The organism is Methylobacterium sp. 391_Methyba4, from assembly GCF_029691625.1.
GTDB classification, from domain to species: domain Bacteria; phylum Pseudomonadota; class Alphaproteobacteria; order Rhizobiales; family Beijerinckiaceae; genus Methylobacterium; species Methylobacterium fujisawaense.
On sequence record NZ_CP121475.1, the window covers coordinates 4,674,256 to 4,691,886 of the forward strand.

Annotated in this window: 16 protein-coding genes; 10 read left to right on the forward strand and 6 right to left on the reverse strand. The window is 70.8% G+C overall.

The genetic code is table 11. The features are described from left to right. The first annotated feature begins 239 nt into the window (after positions 1–239). Positions 240–1,790 (forward strand): DEAD/DEAH box helicase, encoded by a 1,551-nt coding sequence (locus P9K36_RS21945; RefSeq protein WP_043759103.1) that lies wholly within the window; start codon positions 240–242, stop codon positions 1,788–1,790. 318 nt (positions 1,791–2,108) lie between these two features. Here the strand turns inward: P9K36_RS21945 and P9K36_RS21950 are convergent, their stop codons facing one another. Together P9K36_RS21950 and P9K36_RS21955 are read right to left on the reverse strand one after the other, a co-directional pair. Continuing rightward, complete coding sequence (locus P9K36_RS21950) at positions 2,109–4,247, reverse strand: molybdopterin oxidoreductase family protein (RefSeq protein ID WP_278305988.1); 2,139 nt, start codon at positions 4,245–4,247, stop codon at positions 2,109–2,111. 136 nt (positions 4,248–4,383) lie between these two features. After that, positions 4,384–6,282 carry a tetratricopeptide repeat protein gene (locus P9K36_RS21955; protein ID WP_278305989.1) on the reverse strand — a complete coding sequence of 633 codons (1,899 nt, stop codon included), beginning with the start codon at positions 6,280–6,282 and terminating at the stop codon, positions 4,384–4,386. A 302-nt stretch (positions 6,283–6,584) separates the two neighbouring features. Between P9K36_RS21955 and P9K36_RS21960 the strand changes: the two genes are divergently transcribed. The 4 genes from P9K36_RS21960 to P9K36_RS21975 all read left to right on the forward strand — a co-directional run bounded on the left by P9K36_RS21960 (position 6,585) and on the right by P9K36_RS21975 (position 7,972). Next, complete coding sequence (locus P9K36_RS21960) at positions 6,585–6,770, forward strand: DUF1508 domain-containing protein (RefSeq protein WP_043385745.1); 186 nt, start codon at positions 6,585–6,587, stop codon at positions 6,768–6,770. 166 nt (positions 6,771–6,936) lie between these two features. Next, complete coding sequence (locus P9K36_RS21965; protein ID WP_043385676.1) at positions 6,937–7,206, forward strand: hypothetical protein; 270 nt, start codon at positions 6,937–6,939, stop codon at positions 7,204–7,206. A gap of 149 nt (positions 7,207–7,355) precedes the next feature. Further along, positions 7,356–7,493 carry a hypothetical protein gene (locus P9K36_RS21970; protein WP_164706365.1) on the forward strand — a complete coding sequence of 46 codons (138 nt, stop codon included), beginning with the start codon at positions 7,356–7,358 and terminating at the stop codon, positions 7,491–7,493. 26 nt (positions 7,494–7,519) lie between these two features. Further along, positions 7,520–7,972 (forward strand): acyl-CoA thioesterase, encoded by a 453-nt coding sequence (locus P9K36_RS21975; RefSeq protein ID WP_051976177.1) that lies wholly within the window; start codon positions 7,520–7,522, stop codon positions 7,970–7,972. Here the strand turns inward: P9K36_RS21975 and P9K36_RS21980 are convergent. Continuing rightward, positions 7,965–8,504, reverse strand: coding sequence for a superoxide dismutase family protein (locus tag P9K36_RS21980; RefSeq protein ID WP_043759105.1), 540 nt, complete (start codon positions 8,502–8,504; stop codon positions 7,965–7,967). The two genes, P9K36_RS21975 and P9K36_RS21980, sit on opposite strands and share 8 nt — an antisense overlap. A 109-nt stretch (positions 8,505–8,613) precedes the next feature. On the opposite strand from P9K36_RS21980, the gene P9K36_RS21985 reads away from it, so the two are divergent. The 5 genes from P9K36_RS21985 to P9K36_RS22005 all read left to right on the forward strand — a co-directional run bounded on the left by P9K36_RS21985 (position 8,614) and on the right by P9K36_RS22005 (position 14,270). Next, entirely contained in the window at positions 8,614–9,393 is a 780-nt protein-coding gene (locus P9K36_RS21985; protein WP_278305991.1) for a TlyA family RNA methyltransferase, read from the forward strand. After that, positions 9,390–10,643, forward strand: a complete 1,254-nt coding sequence (locus P9K36_RS21990) for an RNA methyltransferase (protein WP_278305992.1) — start codon at positions 9,390–9,392, stop codon at positions 10,641–10,643. The genes P9K36_RS21985 and P9K36_RS21990 overlap by 4 nt, the downstream gene beginning before the upstream one ends. Before the next feature lie 53 nt (positions 10,644–10,696). Then, complete coding sequence (locus P9K36_RS21995) at positions 10,697–10,969, forward strand: hypothetical protein (protein ID WP_043348336.1); 273 nt, start codon at positions 10,697–10,699, stop codon at positions 10,967–10,969. 513 nt (positions 10,970–11,482) lie between these two features. Further along, on the forward strand, positions 11,483–12,487 hold the full coding sequence (locus tag P9K36_RS22000) for a magnesium transporter CorA family protein (RefSeq protein ID WP_043348324.1): 1,005 nt from the start codon (positions 11,483–11,485) through the stop codon (positions 12,485–12,487). Positions 12,488–12,584: 97 nt separating this feature from the next. Further along, complete coding sequence (locus tag P9K36_RS22005; RefSeq protein WP_278305993.1) at positions 12,585–14,270, forward strand: methyl-accepting chemotaxis protein; 1,686 nt, start codon at positions 12,585–12,587, stop codon at positions 14,268–14,270. A gap of 3 nt (positions 14,271–14,273) precedes the next feature. Here the strand turns inward: P9K36_RS22005 and P9K36_RS22010 are convergent, their stop codons facing one another. The 3 genes from P9K36_RS22010 to P9K36_RS22020 form a co-directional block, all read right to left on the reverse strand. Beyond that, positions 14,274–14,594: a multidrug efflux SMR transporter gene (locus tag P9K36_RS22010; RefSeq protein ID WP_179697182.1), complete on the reverse strand. Its 321-nt coding sequence runs from the start codon at positions 14,592–14,594 to the stop codon at positions 14,274–14,276. 280 nt (positions 14,595–14,874) lie between these two features. Further along, positions 14,875–16,560, reverse strand: a complete 1,686-nt coding sequence (locus tag P9K36_RS22015; RefSeq protein WP_075380839.1) for a B12-binding domain-containing radical SAM protein — start codon at positions 16,558–16,560, stop codon at positions 14,875–14,877. 243 nt (positions 16,561–16,803) lie between these two features. After that, entirely contained in the window at positions 16,804–17,610 is an 807-nt protein-coding gene (locus P9K36_RS22020) for an SDR family NAD(P)-dependent oxidoreductase (protein ID WP_278307320.1), read from the reverse strand. Positions 17,611–17,631: the final 21 nt, after the last annotated feature.

Here is a 17,631-nt window from a genome sequence, read left to right on the forward strand (position 1 = left end):
CGCAGTCGCACAGCCGCATATCGGCGCTGCAGCGTCAGCGGCCGTCATGGCCCGCTTGAGGGGGCTGCGTGACGGATCGGGCGCCTTCCCGGCGTGATCCGGCCCCCCTCTTCATAACGTGCATGCACCCGGGCCGCCCCATCACGCGGGCTGCCCCCTGCCAACGGACCGGCCCCAACACGGCATCGATCGCGTGCGACGCGAGGCGCCCGGCCGGCCCTGCTGCATCGGATACATCCTTGACCCAATTCACCGATTTCGGCCTCGCCCAGCCCGTGCTGCGGGCGCTCAGCGAGGCCGGCTACGTCGCGCCGACCCCGATCCAGGCCCAGGCGATCCCGCCCGCCATGGAAGGCCGCGACCTCTGCGGCATCGCCCAGACCGGCACCGGCAAGACCGCGGCCTTCGCGCTGCCGATCCTGCACCGCCTCTCGCTCTCGGACCGCCGCGCGCCGCGCCGCGGCTGCCGGGTGCTGGTGCTCTCGCCCACCCGCGAGCTCGCCAACCAGATCGCCGAATCCTTCTCGGATTACGGCCGTCACCTGTCCTTCACCAACACGGTGGTGTTCGGCGGCGTCACCATCAGCCGGCAGGAGCGCGCCCTGGCGCCGGGCGTCGACATCCTCGTCGCCACCCCCGGCCGGCTGATCGACCTGATCGAGCGTCGCTCACTGATCCTCGACGGCGTGGAGATCCTCGTCCTCGACGAAGCCGATCAGATGCTCGACCTCGGCTTCATCCACGCCCTCAAGCGCATCGTGAAGATGCTGCCCGAGAAGCGCCAGAGCCTGTTCTTCTCGGCGACCATGCCGAAGAATATCGCCGGCCTCGCGGCGCAGTATCTCACCGATCCGGTCCAGGTCGCGGTGACGCCCGTCGCCACCACGGCGGAGCGGGTCGACCAGCAGGTGATCTTCGTCCACACCGGCGCCAAGCAGGCGCTGCTCGGCCACATCCTGCGCGATCCGGCGATCGAACGCGTCCTGGTCTTCACCCGCACCAAGCACGGCGCCGACCGCGTCGTCCGCGGGCTCGACAAGGTCGGCATCGCGGCGGCGGCCATCCACGGCAACAAGAGCCAGCCGCAGCGCGAGCGGGCGCTGGCGTCCTTCAAGGACGGCTCCTGCCGGGTTCTGGTCGCCACCGACATCGCGGCCCGCGGCATCGACGTCGAGGGCGTGAGCCACGTGGTCAATTTCGACCTGCCGAACGTGCCGGAGAGCTACGTCCACCGGATCGGCCGCACCGCCCGGGCCGGCGCGGACGGGCTCGCCATCTCGTTCTGCAACGACGAGGAGAAGGCCTACCTGCGCGACATCGAGCGGGTGACCCGGCAGAAGGTGCCGGTGGCGGGCTTCCCCGAGGGCTTCACCCCGCCGTCCCGCCAGGAGGCGGCCGAGATCGCCCGCGAGGAGGAGCGCCGGCCCGAACGGCAGCAGCAGCGTCCCGGCGGCGGCCGCCAGGGTCAGCGGCCCCGGCAGTCGCAGGGCCGCCCCCAGCAGGGTCGGCCGGAGGGTGGCCGCGGCTTCGGCGGCCCCGGCCAGGGTGCGCCCCGGCAGGGCCGGCCCCAGGAAGGCCGGGCCGACGCCCGCGGCGACGGGCGGGGTCATGCCCCGCAGGGCCGCGACGTCCGCGCCGACCGGCCGGCACGACCGCAGGGCGAGCGCCCCAACCAGGGCCGTCCGAACCGCGACGCCCGGCCCCAGCGGGCCGATGCCCGGCCGCGCAGCGGCGGGGGCGGCGGCGAGGGTCGCAGCATCGGCTGGTTGGAGCGGGCGCCCCGCTCCTGAGCGTCACATTCGAGCCGCCCGGGACGGATCCGTCCCGGGCGGCTTTCCATTTCAGCGCAGGCCGCGGCCGCGAAGCCGCGCCGCGCGGCGATCAGTTCCCCCTGACGCCCGTGACCATGCCTCGGGCCCTTGCGGCCCCGCACGCGGCGAGGGCGCCGCCGGCCGGATGGCGGGCGGGGACGCCCCGCGACCCCGTCTCCCCATGAGGGCTCCGCTGTCCCCGCGCGCGCAGCGACGCACGCCAGCCGGCACCACATCCCCGGCTGTGACGCTGCCCCGGCTCCCGTCGCTGCGCGCGGTTCCCATCACAGGACTCGGTCAGTTCGCCCGCGAGACCTCGACGAGGTTGTCGGAGAACGAGGGGGCGTGGCCCATATCGGTGAAGGCCGCCGACGAGATGCTGTTGACTGTCCCCTCGTTGAGCTGGCGCCAGTAGCCGAGGGTCGCCACCACGATTCCGTGCGTGACGTCGTCGGTGACGCGCGCGACGCCCTTGAAGGCGCCCCGGGCATTGGCGACCTGGACGCGGTCGCCGTCGACGATGCCCCGGGACTCGGCATCGGCCGGGCTGATCATCACGAACTGCTCGCCCTGGCCCTTCTGCTTGTCCGCCATGTTGGCGTAGCAGGAATTCAGGAAGTAGTGGCTCTTGGGCGAGACGATGTTGAGCGGGTAGCGCTTGGCCAGCTCCGGATCGTTCGCGTGCGATTCCCGCGCACCGACATAGTCGGGCAGCGGGTCGAGGGGTTCGCCGGGCTGGAAGCCCTCGTACATCTGCCGGAACGGCGGCGCGACGAAGTTCGTGGCGCCCTCGATCTTGAGCATGCACTTGCCGGTATCGGTCGGGAAGTTGCCCTCCCGGTGCGGGGCGCGGTCGTCCGGCGTGCCCACCTTCAGGCGGGCGAAGCCATGCGCGCGCATGTAGGCGAGGTCGATCCCCGCGCAGGCGGGCGAGGCCCAGTCGACGTAGTGCTCCAGGCACTCCGCGTCCGACCATTTGAAGTTCTCTTCCTCGAAGCCGAACCGGGCGGCGAGCCTGCGGAAGATCTCGTTGTTGGGGATCGCCTCGCCGGGCGCTTCCGCGCACTTGGTGTTGTAGGTGAGGTAGAGGTGGCCCCAGGAGAGGATCATGTCCTCCATCTCGGCGCCCATCGCGGCCGGAAGCAGAATGTCGGCGTAGGCGGCCGTGTCCGAGATGAAGTGCTCGGCCGAGACCATGAACAGGTCCTCCCGCATCAGGCCCGCGACGATCTTGTCGGTCTCGGGGGCCTGCGTCACCGGGTTCGAGTTCCAGCACATCATCGACATGATCGGCGGGTCGAGCTTCAGCTCCCCGGTGAGCGCGCGGCCGATCTGCAGGTTCGAGACGACCCGGGTGCCCTCCGGGATCAGGTCGGGCCGGCACATGACGTCGAACTTGTAGGGATGCTCCCAGACCGGGAACTGCGTGACGCCGCCGCCGACATGGCGCCACGCACCGGTGAGCGCCGGGATGCAGGTGACCGCCCGGATGGTCTGGCCGCCGCCGAAATGCCGCTCCAGCGCCACGCCCATGCGGATGCCCACCGGCTGGGCCGTCGCCATCTCGTGGGCGAGCCTGCGGATGTCGGCCGCCGAGACGCCCGTGATGGCCTCCGCCCATTCCGGCGTGCGCGGGGCGGCCCGCTCCTTCAGATCGGCGAAGCCGATCGTGTGGGTGTCGACGTAGTCCTGGTCGACGAGGCCCTGCGCGATGATCGAGTTGATCAGCGCCATGGCGAGGGCGCCGTCGGTGCCGGGCTTCGGGGCGATGTGCCAGTCGGCGGCCTTGGCGGTGCGCGACGCGTAGGCGTCGATGACGACGACCTTGGCGCCCTTCTTCTGCGCGTCCTTCACGATCGCCCAGTGGTGGAGGTTCGTGCTGACGGAGTTGCAGGCCCAGATGACGATGTACTTGGAGTGGATGTAGCTCTCCGGATCGAGGCCGGCGGTCGGCCCGACGGTGAGGAGCCAGGCCGTGCACGAGCCCTCGCCGCAGAAGGTCCGCTCGGTCACGGTGGCGCCCAGGCGGTTGAAGAAGGCGTCGCCGCCGTTCAGCCCGTGCACGAGGCCCTGGTTGCCGAGATAGCTGTAGGGGGCGATGGCCTGCGGCCCGTACTGGTCGATGATCGCCGTCCAGCGGCTGACGATCTCGTCGAGCGCTTCGTCCCAGGTGATGCGCGCGAATTGCTTGGAGCCCTTCGGGCCGACGCGCTTCATCGGGTAGAGCACCCGGTCCGGATGATAGTGGCGCTTCTCGTAATCCTTCAGCTTCACGCAGAGGCCGCCCCGGGTCATCGGGTGGTCCGGGTTGCCGCGCACGCTCAGAAGCTCGCCGCCCTTCACCTCGAACAGCATGGAGCAGGTGTCGGGACAATCATGCGGACAGGCGCCGTAGAAGACCTCTGAGACGGCCTCGGCCTGGACGATCTCGTTCATCGTTTCCTCCCTGACCCCGCAGGCGTCTCGTTATTATGCGTGTTTCTCGGCGCGGGTCGGGTCCAGCCTATATCGGGAAGAAGAAAAATTCTAATTCGAGCGCGGTGCCCGATCCGTGCCGGGCGGACGCGCGGGGTCAGCCCTCCGGCAGTCCAGCGCGGCGCAGGCCCTCGTAGATGCGTGCCCGCTGGGCCAGGAAGGTCGGATCGGTGGAGGTCAGGCTTCGGTAGCGGGCGAGGGTGTAGCCGGGGCGCAGCCTGAGGAACTCGGCGAGGGAGGCCCGCGCCTCCACATCCCGGCCGAGCCGCGCGAAGGCGCAGGCGAGATAGAGGTGGGGGAAGTCGAAGAGCGGGTTCACCGCCGCCGCGCGGCGCAGCGGCTCGATCGCCTCCTGATCCTGCCCGAGATGGAGCTTGGCCAAGCCGTCCCGGGCGAGCCACGCCCCGAGCAGGGGATCCTTGGGGCTGAGGCGGATGGCGGCGGCGATGTCGCGCTCCGTCTCCTCAGCCCGTCCGAGGAAGATCTGGATGAGGCCGCGATAGGCGTAGGCCCGGGCGAAGCTGGGATTCAGGGTGAGCACCCGGTCGAACGCCGCGAGGGCCTCCGCGTAGCGCGATCGGGCGCGCAGGGTCTCCCCGCGCAGGTAATGCGCGAAGGGATGTGTCGGGTCGCCCTGGAGGACCGATGCGATCGCCTGCTCGGCCGTGTCGAGATCCGCCGTCCGCTCGGTCGTCCAGCCGTTCAGCACCCCGTCGACGAGCACCTCGGCGAGCCCCAGGCGCGCATCGACATTGGCCGGATCGAGGCCGAGCGCGCGCTCGAACAGCGGGCGGGCCTGGGCGTGGTTGTCGCGGGCGAAGGGCCGGTTGAGCAGCGCCTGTCCGCGCATGACCAAATCCACCGCATCCGCCGGCTGGCCCGACCGGGCCTGCGTGGCGGCCTCGAGAAGACGCACGCCGAGGGCGCGGCCGACCTGGGCGACGAGGACATCCTGCGCGGCGCCGACGGCGGTCCGCGGTCCGTCGTAGCGGTCGGCCCAGAGGGCGGCGCCGGTCTCGGCATCCGTCAGTTGCACGGCGAAGCGCACCTGCTCGCCGCTCTGCCGAAGGCTTCCCTGCACGACGTAGCGGACGCCGAGTTCGCGGCCGACGGCGCGCGGCTCGACGGGCCGCCCCCTGTAGGCCTGGGCCGTGCCGTGCGCGATGACGAAGGTCCCCGGAGCGCGGGCGAGATCGGCGGAGAGATCCTCGGCGAGCTGCTCGGCGAGGTAATCCTGGTCTGCTTCGCCGCTCTGGTTCGCCAGGGGCAGGACCACCAGGGACAGCCTCGGGCGCAGAGGCTCGCCCGGCCCATCCGTGCGCTCGGATCCGACGAGACGGGGCCAGGTCAGAGCCAGCCCCGCGGCGGCGAGGACCGCGACGGCGCCGAGCGTCGGCCGGAGGGCGGCGCGGGCGCGGCCCGCCCGGATGGCGCGCGACGTCCGCTGGTCGGGAGGCGGCACGGCGTAGACGCGCACGGGGCGTGCGATGTTCTTGAGGCGCTGCGTGCCGAGATCGATGAACGGGATTTCCGAGAGACCACGAACCTGCAGGTAGGCGGCTTCCGAAAGCCTCAGGGCACCGGGCTCGGCGGCGCTCTGCAGACGCGCGGCGATGTTGACGCCGTCGCCGAAGAGATCGCCGTCATGCACCATGATGTCGCCGAGATGGATCCCGATGCGGAGACGGAACTGCGCGGCCTCCCCCTCGGCCTCGGCGAGGGCTCGCTGGATCGCCACCGCACAGCAGACGGCATCCATGACCGAGGCGAACTCGGCCAGAACACTGTCCCCGGCCGTGTTGGCGATCCGTCCGTGACGGGCCGCGATCATCCGGTCGACGATCCGCCGCGTGGCCTGGAGGGCGCGCATGGCGCCGCTCTCGTCGGCATGCATCGCCTTCGAATAGCCGGCGATGTCGGCGGCGAAGATCGCGGCCAGCCGGCGTTCCGGAACCGACCATTCCGATGCGCTGGACAGTGCCCTGTTCTCGCTCATCGCGATCCGTTCACGCCACGGCGACCCGGCAAGCCCGACCGTGGCCGCGTGATTCGCCACCCGCAGCGATGCAGCCGAATACTGCTTTGATCCAATGATGTCGAGCGAACACATGCATTCGTTCGCGCAAAACAAAGAATCGAGCCGGATCCGAGTCCGTCGCCGGGACTTCTCGAGCCCCCGCAGCGGATGGTCCTTCCGCGACCGTCGCCCGACCGGACGGCCGCTCCGGCGCGGGCAGATCCTTTTATTGGCCGCGCCGTGCCCCCATTTCTGCCGACGGACGAATGGGGGCCTGCATCATGCGGTTCGAACTCTATCGGGACGCCAAGGGTGAATGGCGCTGGCGCCTCCGGGCGCGCAACGGCGAGGTGATCGCCGAATCCGGCGAAGGCTATAGCCGCCGCGAGGATTGCGAGCACGGCATCGCCCTCGTGCGCCAAAGCGCCGAGGCCCGCATCGAGGACATGACGACGAAGATCGCCTGACCCGTCGGGTCTCAACCCGCGATCAACCCTGTCCGAAACGTCGCAGCGGTTATGCTGCAACGCTTCCGCTCGCCTACGCGTTGCAGCGTTTCGGACCGGGCGGAGGGCCCTCGCTTCCCGTGCGGTTCGTCGACCAGGACGTAACCACACGAAGGGAGTCGAGACCGTGCTGAGGAAATTCCTGCTCGCGGCCCTGCTGGTGCTGGGCTTCGCGGCTGCGGCGCCGGAGGGCGCGTCCGCCGCGCCCATCGGTCCGGGGCTGGCCCTGCCCGCCGAAGCCGCGCCGGCAGTAGCCGAGAAGGCCCAGTACTACTACCGCCGCCGCTTCTACGGCCCGCGGCCCTACTGGCGCCGCCCCTATTACCGTCGCCGGTTCTACTACGGCCCGCGGCCGTTCTACCGCCGTCCCTATTACGGCCGCCGGTTCTACTACTGAGCGGTTCTCCGACCTGACCGGCCCGGCGGCTCCCTCGAGCCGCCGGGCTTTTTCATGCGCCGATTCGGGGTGCGCGCGGGCGGCCCTTGCTTTATCGTGCCGGGAACGGGACCGCCGACGGCAGATCGGTGCGCCCGAGAGGAAGCCCGATGAACGATATTGCGCAACGCGCCGAGCCTGCGGCGGCGACGCCGGACCTCTGGCAATCCATCCCGCTCGAATGCATCCTGAGTGCGGTCGCCGTGCTGCTGGCGGCGGGTCTCAAGCTCGCCGGCCTGATGTCCTGACGGCGCAGACGGGGCGGATGGACGGCATGCAGCACGTCACACTCTCACCGGCCGGAAGCGCGACACCGCCCGTGGAGGTCGATCTGCCCAAGGGCGACCTCACGGTGCGCACCATCGCCATGCCGGCCGACACCAATGCCAACGGCGACATCTTCGGCGGCTGGGTGCTCTCGCAGATGGACCAAGCCGGTGGCATCGCGGGGGTGGACCGGGCGCAGGGACGCGTGGTCACCGTGGCGCTCGAATCCATGACGTTCATCCGGCCGGTCCGGGTCGGCGACGTGCTGTGCGTCTATACCCGGGTGGCGCATGTCGGCCGGACCTCGATGAAGATCGAAGTCGAGGCCTGGGCGCGGCGCTTCTGCACCCAGGTTCGCGAGCGGGTCACGCAGGCCACGTTCACCTTCGTGGCCATCGACGAGGCCGGCCGCCCACGGCCGATCCCGCCGGCGGTGCCCTCGCCCTCCGCGACTACTTGATCACCCCGCAGGCGATCCGGTCGCCGGCGCCGCCGATCGGCTGGCTGGTGTGGTCGTCCTCGTTGGCGTGAATGATCAGCGCCGCGCCGTCACCATCCTTGAGGCCGCCCTCGCCGTTCAGCGGCGTCTCGCTCGAGACCTCGGCATTGGCCGAGCCGTCCTGCGCGGCGTAGAGGTTCGGCAGGTCGCCCTCGTCGGGCCCCTCGGCGTTGAGCAGCCCGTGCTTGCTCTGGTCGTGGTTCACGTGGGCCTTCGAGTTCATGAACTTCGGATCCGAGCAGTCGCCCACGGCATGGAAATGCATCCCGTGCCAGCCGGGCGGCAGACCACCGGGCTGGATCGTCACGCGCAGGACCAGGGCATTCGCCCCGTCGCGGATCGACAAGGCGCCGATCGCGTCGCCCTTGGCGTTCTTGATCGGCGCCGTATAGGTCTCTGCCGGTTTGGCGGCCTCCTTCGGAGGCTCCTGCGCCAGGGCGGCGCCGGCGGCGACGGTCCCGAGCAATGCGAGCAGCGGCAGGGTGCGGGTCATACGGTGGCTCTCCTCTCCGGCCCGGTCTAGTTAGGGAGCGCGCCGGCCTTCGACAGGGCGGCGGCCCGAAACCTCCGTCGCAGATCTGCCGGGACCGCACGAAGCCCTGATGACCCGAGACCGGCCTATCCCGGACCGCGCGCCGCCCACGGACGATCCGTCCCCGCGTCGCGCCGACCTGTTCCTCGTGGCGCACGGCCATTTCGAGAGCCGGGCCCGCGCCCAGGCCGCGATCCGCGCCGGGCTCGTGCGGGTCGACGGGCGCCCGCTCGCGCGCCCCTCGGACACGATCGCCCCGGGGGCACGGGTCGAGGCGGAATCCGAGCATCCCTACGCCTCCCGCGGCGGCATGAAGCTCGCCGCCGCCCTGGATGCGTTCGGCCTCGACCCGGCCGGCCGTACCGGCCTCGACGTCGGCGCTTCGACGGGCGGCTTTACCGACGTGCTGCTGGCCCGCGGCGCCCGCCACGTCCACGCGCTGGATGTGGGCCGGGGGCAATTGCATCCGCGCCTCGCCGGGGATCCGCGGGTGACCAACCGGGAGGGGACCGACATCCGCGCCCTCGACCCGGACGCCCTCGTCCCGCGCCCCGATCTCGCCAGCGTGGACGTGAGCTTCATCGGTCTGCGCCTCGTCCTGCCGGTCCTGCCGCCGCTGCTCGCCCCGGGAGCGGAGGTCGTCGCGCTGATCAAGCCGCAATTCGAGGCCGGGCGCGGGCGGGTCGGCCGCGGCGGCCTCGTGCGCGACCCGGCGGTCCACGCAGAAGTCTGCGCGGCCATCCGCAAAACCCTGGAGGCGCTCGGCGCCGAAATCCTGGGCCTTATCGACTCGCCGGTGCCGGGCGGCGACGGCAATGCCGAGTTCCTGATCGGTGCGAGGTTGCCGTGAGCGAGACAGCCGACATCGAGACAGTCACGATCCGCGACCTCGGCGCCCGCGGCGACGGGATCGCCGAGGATGGGATCCTCGTGCCCTACACCTTGCCCGGGGAACGCGCGGAAATCCGCCGGGAGGCGCGGCGCGGCGACCTCATCGCCGTCACGCAGGCCTCCCCCGACCGGGTCGCGCCGTTCTGCCCGCACTACATGCGCTGCGGCGGCTGCCGCACCCAGCACCTCGCGCGGCCCGCGGAACTCGCCTGGAAGCGCGGCCTCGTCGCGCAGGCCCTGTCCCAGGCCCGCCTCGACGTGGCCCCTGCCCCGATCATCGACGCGCACGGGACCGGGCGTCGCCGCCTCACCCTGCACGTGCGGGAGATCGACGGCCGTGCCGAGGCCGGGCTGATGGCGGCGCGCAGCCACGCGCTGGTCCCGATCGACCATTGCCCAATCACCGTGCCGGCGCTGCACGCGGCCCCCGCGGTGGCGCGCCGCCTCGCCGCCCCCCTGGGCCATGGGCGCAAGCCCCTCGACGTGGCCGTCACCGCCACCGACCAGGGCCTGGACGTCGATCTGCGCGGCCACGGCCCGGTGAGCGCCGGCGTGGGCACCGCGCTGGTGCGGATCGCCGGCGAACTCGGCCTCGCCCGCCTCTCCCTCCACGGCGAGCGGCTCATGGAGGCCGAGCCGGTCTCGGTCACTGCCGACGCGATCCGCCTCTACCCGGCGCCCGGCGGATTCCTGCAGGCGACCGCCGCCGGACAGGCGACGCTCTGCGATCTCACCCTGACGGCCCTCGGCCCCCGTGTCCGACGTGTCGCCGACCTGTTCGCCGGTTGCGGGCCGTTGAGCCTGGCGATCGGCCGGACGGCCGCCGTTCACGCCGTCGAGTCCGACGCCGCCGCCCTGGCCGGGCTCGAACGATCCGCGCGCATGGCCTCGGGCCTGCGCAGGATCACCACCGAGCGCCGCGACCTGTTCCGGCGGCCCCTGCTCCCCCTCGAACTCGAGGCCTTCGATGCGGTGGTGTTCGACCCGCCCCGGGCCGGCGCGGAGGCCCAGGCCCGCCAGCTCGCCGCCGCGCGCGTGCCCCTCGTGATCGGCGTCGCCTGCGACGCCGGCACCTTCGCCCGGGATGCGGCGACGCTGGTTGCCGGAGGCTACCGGCTGGAGGCCGTCACGCCGGTGGACCAGTTCCGCCATTCGGGCCATGTTGAGATGGTTGGCGTGTTCCGACGCGAGCCGGCGCGGCGCCGATGAGGCAGGCAACCCGCAGTGAAGTTCGGCGTTCTCTCGAAGACTGGAGAGGTTCCATGAGCCGAGGATATTTTCGTCTCGCAGGTCTGGCCGCGCTGAGTCTCACCCTCTCGGCTCCCCTCGCGGCACAGACGGTCGCGCCCGATCAGACGGGCACCGGCGGCGGCCCGGCCTCCACGATCACGGCGCCGAACACCAACAGCCTCGGCGTCACCAAGCCGCCAGGCACGTCGCTCGGGGCCGCCGAAGTGCCGTCCCGCACGGAGGAGCGGCGTGAGCGCGCCCTGACCGATCGGATCGAACGCAGCATCTGCGACGGCTGCAACTGAGCCTGGGTCCGGGGCACTCGCTCGCGGTCGGCGGACCTTGCCGCCGCAGGATCGGCCTGGGCCGGGCGGCAGGCGACCACGGCCGCCAGGGTGAGCCCGGCTCGCCGGACGCGGGGACGATGCCACCCGGACCGAGCAGGCGCCTCTCCGGGCGGCGATGGCCGAATTCGGCGGGATCGCCCAGACGACGGTCGGCTGACGGCGCCCAGGCCGGAGCAACCGGTTGCGCCTGCGGCGGTCCATGAGACGGTCCATGAGACGGTCCATGAGAGGGCGCGCGACCGCTCCGTCACCCCTATTCAGCGCCCTTTCGACGCCAAGGCCCTCGGCGAGGCGGCGACCGGCCCCGCAGCGACCGACCCCGAGCTGTTCCGAGGGATTGGGCCGCGATGTCACGGAAGCGTCAGAAAACAGCGCCACATCCCCGGCACAGCTTGCATCGATCGTCGCGGTGCCGGATGCGGGCTGCGGCCCTGCGCTGTCCCGTGACCGATCCGTATCCGAGACCTGCTCGTGATCTTCATCCACCAGCCCGCCATCGGCGCCGGAGCCACGCTGCTTGAACGCCGCGTCATCGATCTCCAGGACACGATCCCCGAAGACACCGTCTGGCTCGACCTGATCCGCCCGAGCCGCGAGGAGGAGCTGAAGGTCGAGGCCTTCGCCGGCATCGAGGTGCCGACCCGCGAGGAGATGAAGGACATTGAGCCCTCGGAGCTGCTCTACGTGGAAGACGGCGCCCGCTACATGACCGGGCGCGTGCTCTCGAAGGTCAGCGATGCCGAGGAACCGGGGCTCGCCGGCATCACCTTCATCCTGCGCGGCAACCGGCTCGTCACCGTGCGCCACGAGGAGCCGCAGGCCTTCCGCATGTACACGCAGCGCGCCGGGCGCTCGATGGGCAACGGCAGCGCGTCGGCCACCTCGGGCGAGACCATCCTGGCCGGGCTGATCGAGGCGGTGATCGACCGGGCCGCCGACGTGCTCCAGCTCCAGGGCGAACGCATCGACCGCCTGTCGGGCAAGATCTTCGAAGTGCAGGAGGATCCGTCCGCCCGCAACACCGCCCTTCAGGACACGTTACGCGCCCTCGGCCGGCACGGCGATCTCATCTCCAAGCAGCGGGAGAGCCTCGTCTCCATGGAGCGTATTCTGCTCTCGCTGTCGGCGACCTACCGGACCAACAAGGCCCCGCGCGATCTGCGCGAGGATGTCCGCTCCACCCTGCGGGATCTTCAATCCCTCGAGGAGCACGCCACCTTCCTGTCCACGAAAATTCAATTTTTGCTCGACGCAACACTCGGTCTTGTCAATCTTGAACAGAACAACATCATCAAGCTGTTCTCGGTCATGGCGGTCGTCTTCATGCCGCCGACGCTGATCGCGTCGATCTATGGCATGAATTTTAAAGCCATACCCGAACTAGATTTCTCATTCGGATACCCGATGGCGCTGGTCATGATGGTCGTCGCAGCGGTATTCCCTTACTTTTTCTTTCGCTGGAAGAAGTGGCTTTAACGGCAAAGTCTGCTCCAGGACCGGAAAAATATTAAGGTCTCTGCGGGAGCATGGTGAGACCTGCAGGCGCGGCATGGCCGCGATGACGGAACCTCCCATGCGTTTCTCCCTGAAGACGGTTCTCGCCGGTGCGATCGGCCTGCTTGCCCTCGCCGCCGTCGGCCAGGGAATCGCCAGTGTCGTGAGCCTGTCGGAGATCGAGCGCAACGCCGCGGCGATCTCCCAGCAGGCCCTGCCCACGCAGAACCAGGCCGAGGCCATCGGGACGGCCGTGCGGGACGCCCGCCTGCGGCTCTACCGGCTGGTAGTGGCCTCGCCCGACGCGGCAGCCCTGGACAAGAACCAGACCGCGCTGACCGACACCCTCGGCGAGCTTTCCGGCCTCCGTCAGGCTTACCAGGAGCGCCTGACGGCTCCTCAGGACCGGGAGATCTACGAGCGCTTCACCAATGCCTGGAACGCCTACCAGAACGTGCAACTGCAAGTGGTCGAGCTGATGATCGCAGGCGATCAGCCGGGCGCGCTCGCGCTGGTGCTGGACCCCGCGACGGGTGCGCAGAACGATGCCGCGGTGGCGAGCCTGACCGAGTCCATCGCCTCTGCCCGGGCACAGACCGCGGCCAATGTCGCCGTGACCGTGCAGGCGGCGACGCGCGCCAATCTGATCGCGATGGCCGCCACCGTGGTGGGCCTCGTGGTCGCCGCCGCCGCGATGCTGTTCGCCCTGTTCGGGATCGCGCGCCCGATCGAGCGCATGACCGGGGCGATGGGCCGCCTCGCCCAGGGCGACGAGAGCGTGCCGGTCCCGCACACCGGGCGCCGCGACGAGATCGGCGCGATGGCGGCGGCCGTACAGGTCTTCAAGGACAACCTGATCCACACCCGCGCCCTGGAGCGGGAGACGGCCCAGGCCCGGGAGGGCGCCGAGGCGCAGCGCCGGCGGGCCGTTCACGCCCTGGCCGAGTCCTTCGAGGCCGCGGTCGGCGGCGTGCTGACGCGGGTGGCGGACGCCGCCCTCGGCCTGCGGGCCGAAGCCGAGGCGATGACCAGCACGGCCACGCACACGGCCGAGCGCTCGGCCACGGTGGCGGGGGCCGCGCAGGAGGCCGCCCAGCATGTCGGCACCGTCGCGGCGGCCGCGGAGGAACTCGGCGCCTCGGTGCAGGAGATCGGCCGCCAGGTGGACGGGTCTGCCGAACTCGCCCGGAGCGCGGTGGTCCAGGCCGGCGCCACCGCCGGCCTCGTGCAGGACTTGAGCACGGCGGCGGGCCGGATCGGCGATGTCGTGCGCCTCATCACCGACATTGCAGGCCAGACGAACCTGCTGGCGCTCAACGCCACGATCGAGGCGGCCCGCGCCGGCGATGCGGGACGCGGCTTCGCGGTGGTCGCCAGCGAGGTGAAGCAGCTCGCCGCCCAGACCGCCAAGGCCACCGAGGAAATTGCCGGTCAGGTCGGCCGAATCCAGGGCGCCACCGGACAGACCGTGGACGCCATCGACGGCATCGCATCCCGCATCCGCGAGATCGACGGCGTGGCGACCTCGATCGCGGCCGCCGTCGAGCAGCAGGGCGCGGCGACCCGGGAGATCGCCCGGAACGTCGCCGAGGCCGCATCCGGAACCAGCGCGGTCACCGGGACGATCGACGCAGTGGCGCGGGCGGCCGACGACACGGGCTCGGCCGCTACACGGATGCTCGCCTCGGCGACAAGCCTCTCGGAAGAGACCGCCGAGCTGCGGCGGGAGATCGACGGCTTCCTGCACACCGTGCGCGCGGCCTGACGCTCAGCCGGGGCTCGAAAGCTTCATCAGGACGAGCCCGGACCCGATCAGGCCGGCCGCGAGGATCCGGCTGGCGCTCGCCTGCTCGCCGAGCACGGCGATGCCGACCAGGAAGGCGCCGACCGCGCCGATGCCGGTCCAGATCGTGTAGGCGGTTCCCAGGGGCAACGTGCGCATCGCCAGCGCCAGGAAGCCGACACTGCCGGCCATCGACACGGCCATGATCGCGGTCGGCCACAAGCGCGTGAAGCCGTCCGACTGCTTCATCGCGTAGGCCCAGACGACCTCGAGAACGCCCGCGATGACGAGAAAGATCCAGGCCATGGCGGCCCTCCTGAAAGGGCCGGGCCGTCCCGGACTTGTGCCCCGTTAACCGGAGGGAGGACGTGGCCTCGCGCGGGATCAGCTAAGGTTTACGGGGGACGGCGGCAAGGGCGCCGCACGGGCCCGATCCGCGGACCTTATCCTGAGGTGGCCGCGAAGCGGGCCTGGAAGGCGGGCTCCCGGAAGCGCGCCGCCCGGTGGCGGTCTCGTTCGAGACCAAAGCTGCGCTCCGGCACCTCGGGACGAGGGCGCGGGTCGGATGAACCGAACCGACGCCCCGTCACGCCACCGCAGCCAGGTGCTTCACCTCGGCCCGCGCCACAACCTTGCCCACGGGCGGCGCCTTGCAGGTCTCAGCCTCGGGGGCCAGGACCGGCGGCTGCACCCAGCGGCCGGCGTCGAGGTCCGCGATCCGGCTGTTGATCTCGCGGATGACGTACCGCGAGAACGGGTAGACGTGCAGGTAGATCACCATGTTGGTAACCACCGCCTCCAGGGCGGCCGGATTGCGCCGGGCGGTCTCCAGGAACACGCTCCAGAAGTGCTTGGCGAGCTCGGGACGGCGCACGGTCATCCGCCAGCACACGCGCAGCAGCGAATAGAGATCGTGGGCGATGTGGCGCCAGTTCAGCTTCTGGGCGGCGAATCTCGGCCGCTTCACCTGCCGCGCGACCACCCGGACCCGGTCGAAGAAGTTCGGCGGGTCGTAGATCTCCTGGAGGACGTCGCGGTAATCGGCCAGCACGTCGCGCTGCGGACGCAGGGTCACGAAGTTGATGCCCTGCGTGCACTGGTCGCCCTGGTCGGCCGTGGTCGCCGCGTAGTTCTCGTAGAGGCGGCCCTCCTTGCGCAGGCGGCGCGAGAGCTGCGTGTTCGGCAGCGCGAAGAGCAGGCCGACCATGGCGATCGGGATGCCGGTCTGGCTGATGCACAGCGACATCGCCTTGCTGATGCTGTCCTTCTCGGTGTCGAAGCCGACGATGAAGCCGGCCGTGACGAACATGCCGTGCTCGTAGAGCTTGTGCACGCTGTCGGCGATCGAGCGCTTGGTGTTCTGTTTCTTCTGCGTCTGGATCAGCGTCGCCTCGTCGGGCGTCTCGATCCCGGTGAACAGGGCGAAGAAGTTCGCGTCCCGCATCATCCCGAGCAGCTCGTCGTCGTCCGCGAGGTTCAGCGAGGCCTCGGTGGAGAACTTGAACGGGTAGCCGTGATCCTCCTGCCACTTGATCAGGTGCGGCAGGAACAGCTTGATGGCCTTCTTGTTGCCGATCAGGTTGTCGTCGACGAAATCGACATGGCCGCGGTAGCCGAGGCCGTAGAGCCGGTCGAGCTCCGCCAGCATCTGCGGCGTGGTCTTGGTCCGCGGGGCGCGGCCGTAGAGCTCGATGATGTCGCAGAACTCGCAGGTGAACGGGCAGCCGCGGGAGAACTGGACGCCGATGTAGAGGTAGTGGCTGAAGGTCAGCAGGTCGAAGCGCGGGATCGGGCTCGTGGTGACGTCGGCCTTGAACTTCTCGGCCGTGAGCCGGCCGCGGCGCTCGCCGGCCTCCCAGGCGGCCACGAACTTGTCGAGGATGCCCTCGGCCTCGCCCAGCACCAGGAAGTCGGCCTTGTCGTAGACCTCGGGCGTCGAGGTCGGCGCGGGGCCGCCCACGCAGACCGGGGTGCCGAGCGCCACGCAGCGGTCGATGACCACGAGGCAATCCGGCTCCTGGGGGAGCATGCCGCCGGTCATCACGAGGTCGGCGGCGCGGATCTGCTCGTCGGTCAGCTCCTCGCAATTGCGGTTGACGAGCGACACCTGCCAGGCCGGCGGCAGCATCGCGGCCAGCGTGATGAGGCCGAGCGGCGGCGCGGGCGCGCGGGCGCCCTGCAGCTCCATGGCCTCTTTGAAGTTCCACATGGAGTTTTCGTAGAACTTCGGGAACACCATCAGCACGCGCGGGGCCGTGTTCGCTTCCGACATGCCAGTTTCCCTCGTCCACACATACCCGGCCCCGCCGGCTCCAGACGGAACCGGGTGCAGGATCGCCCTCTGACCTGCGGGTCAATTAAGGCCGTTTTTCGCTCCCGCAGCAATCGGCACCGCCAATCCCGACAGGACGCCGGACCGAACGCCGAAAATCGCCCCGCCGGGGAGCGTTGAGGCTCGTTTGGCCCGTCTGTCGGGAGCGTGCGCCGGTTCCACGACACGCCCGACCAGGCCCCGTCACGGCCCGACCCGGAACCGCTCCGGCTGCGTCCCGTCGGCGTCCGTGAAGCCGTAGATCCGGGCGAGGTCGCCGGCATGCAGCACCGCACCGGCCCGGGCGGCGATATCCGGATCTGCCGCCAGCGCCGCCAGCGCCCGGCCGGCATAGAGCGGGCTCTCGGTGGCGTGCACCTCCTGGCCGAGATCGCGCGCCCGCTCGGTGGCGACGAAGCCCGGTGAGAGGCCGAGGGCGGTGACGCCGTGGGGCGCGAGTTCGCGGGCGAAGGCCAGGGTCAGCCGGTTGGTGGCGGCCTTGGCGGAATCGTAGAACACGTCACCGAGGTAATCCTCGGTCCCGAAGGAGACGAGCGCCAGCAGCCCGGACCGCGCCGCCACCAGGGCGGGGGCGACCGCGCGGGCGAGCAGCAGGGCCGGCAGCGGCCCGGCTTCGAGCAGCCCGAGATACGGCTCGGCCGAGCGGCGCCAGAACGGCGTGCCCCATCCGGCCCCGTCCGGGTAGCGCTCGCCGTCATAGCCCTCGTTGCCGCTCCACACGCTGCAGGCCACGACGTCGATCCGACCGAACCGGCGCAGGGTCCAGTGGACCAGCGCGTCGGTGGCGCGCTCGGAGCGGTGATCGCAGAGGTAATGGTGACCCCGCCCGCCGGCCGCGTCGACCATGCGGGCGGTGTCCTCGATCGCCTCCGGGCGCATCTCGGTGCGCGGGCCGGTCTCGCTGGAGCGCGCCGTGACGATCACCGTGGCCCCGGCCTCTCCCAGCGCGCGGGCGAGCCCCCGGCCGACGCCCCGCGACGCGCCCGCCACGAGGCAGATCTTCCGGGAGAG

What these genes read in the sequence shown, in the direction of transcription:
- P9K36_RS22010 (WP_179697182.1), bottom strand. Translation starts at nt 14,594, where the DNA reads ATGGCCTGGATCTTTCTCGTCATCGCGGGCGTTCTCGAGGTCGTCTGG.
- P9K36_RS22005 (WP_278305993.1), top strand. Translation starts at nt 12,585, where the DNA reads ATGCGTTTCTCCCTGAAGACGGTTCTCGCCGGTGCGATCGGCCTGCTT.
- P9K36_RS21970 (WP_164706365.1), top strand. Translation starts at nt 7,356, where the DNA reads ATGAACGATATTGCGCAACGCGCCGAGCCTGCGGCGGCGACGCCGGAC.
- P9K36_RS21950 (WP_278305988.1), bottom strand. Translation starts at nt 4,247, where the DNA reads ATGAACGAGATCGTCCAGGCCGAGGCCGTCTCAGAGGTCTTCTACGGC.
- P9K36_RS21980 (WP_043759105.1), bottom strand. Translation starts at nt 8,504, where the DNA reads ATGACCCGCACCCTGCCGCTGCTCGCATTGCTCGGGACCGTCGCCGCC.
- P9K36_RS21955 (WP_278305989.1), bottom strand. Translation starts at nt 6,282, where the DNA reads ATGAGCGAGAACAGGGCACTGTCCAGCGCATCGGAATGGTCGGTTCCG.
- P9K36_RS21985 (WP_278305991.1), top strand. Translation starts at nt 8,614, where the DNA reads ATGACCCGAGACCGGCCTATCCCGGACCGCGCGCCGCCCACGGACGAT.
- P9K36_RS22015 (WP_075380839.1), bottom strand. Translation starts at nt 16,560, where the DNA reads ATGTCGGAAGCGAACACGGCCCCGCGCGTGCTGATGGTGTTCCCGAAG.
- P9K36_RS21995 (WP_043348336.1), top strand. Translation starts at nt 10,697, where the DNA reads ATGAGCCGAGGATATTTTCGTCTCGCAGGTCTGGCCGCGCTGAGTCTC.
- P9K36_RS21975 (WP_051976177.1), top strand. Translation starts at nt 7,520, where the DNA reads ATGCAGCACGTCACACTCTCACCGGCCGGAAGCGCGACACCGCCCGTG.
- P9K36_RS21960 (WP_043385745.1), top strand. Translation starts at nt 6,585, where the DNA reads ATGCGGTTCGAACTCTATCGGGACGCCAAGGGTGAATGGCGCTGGCGC.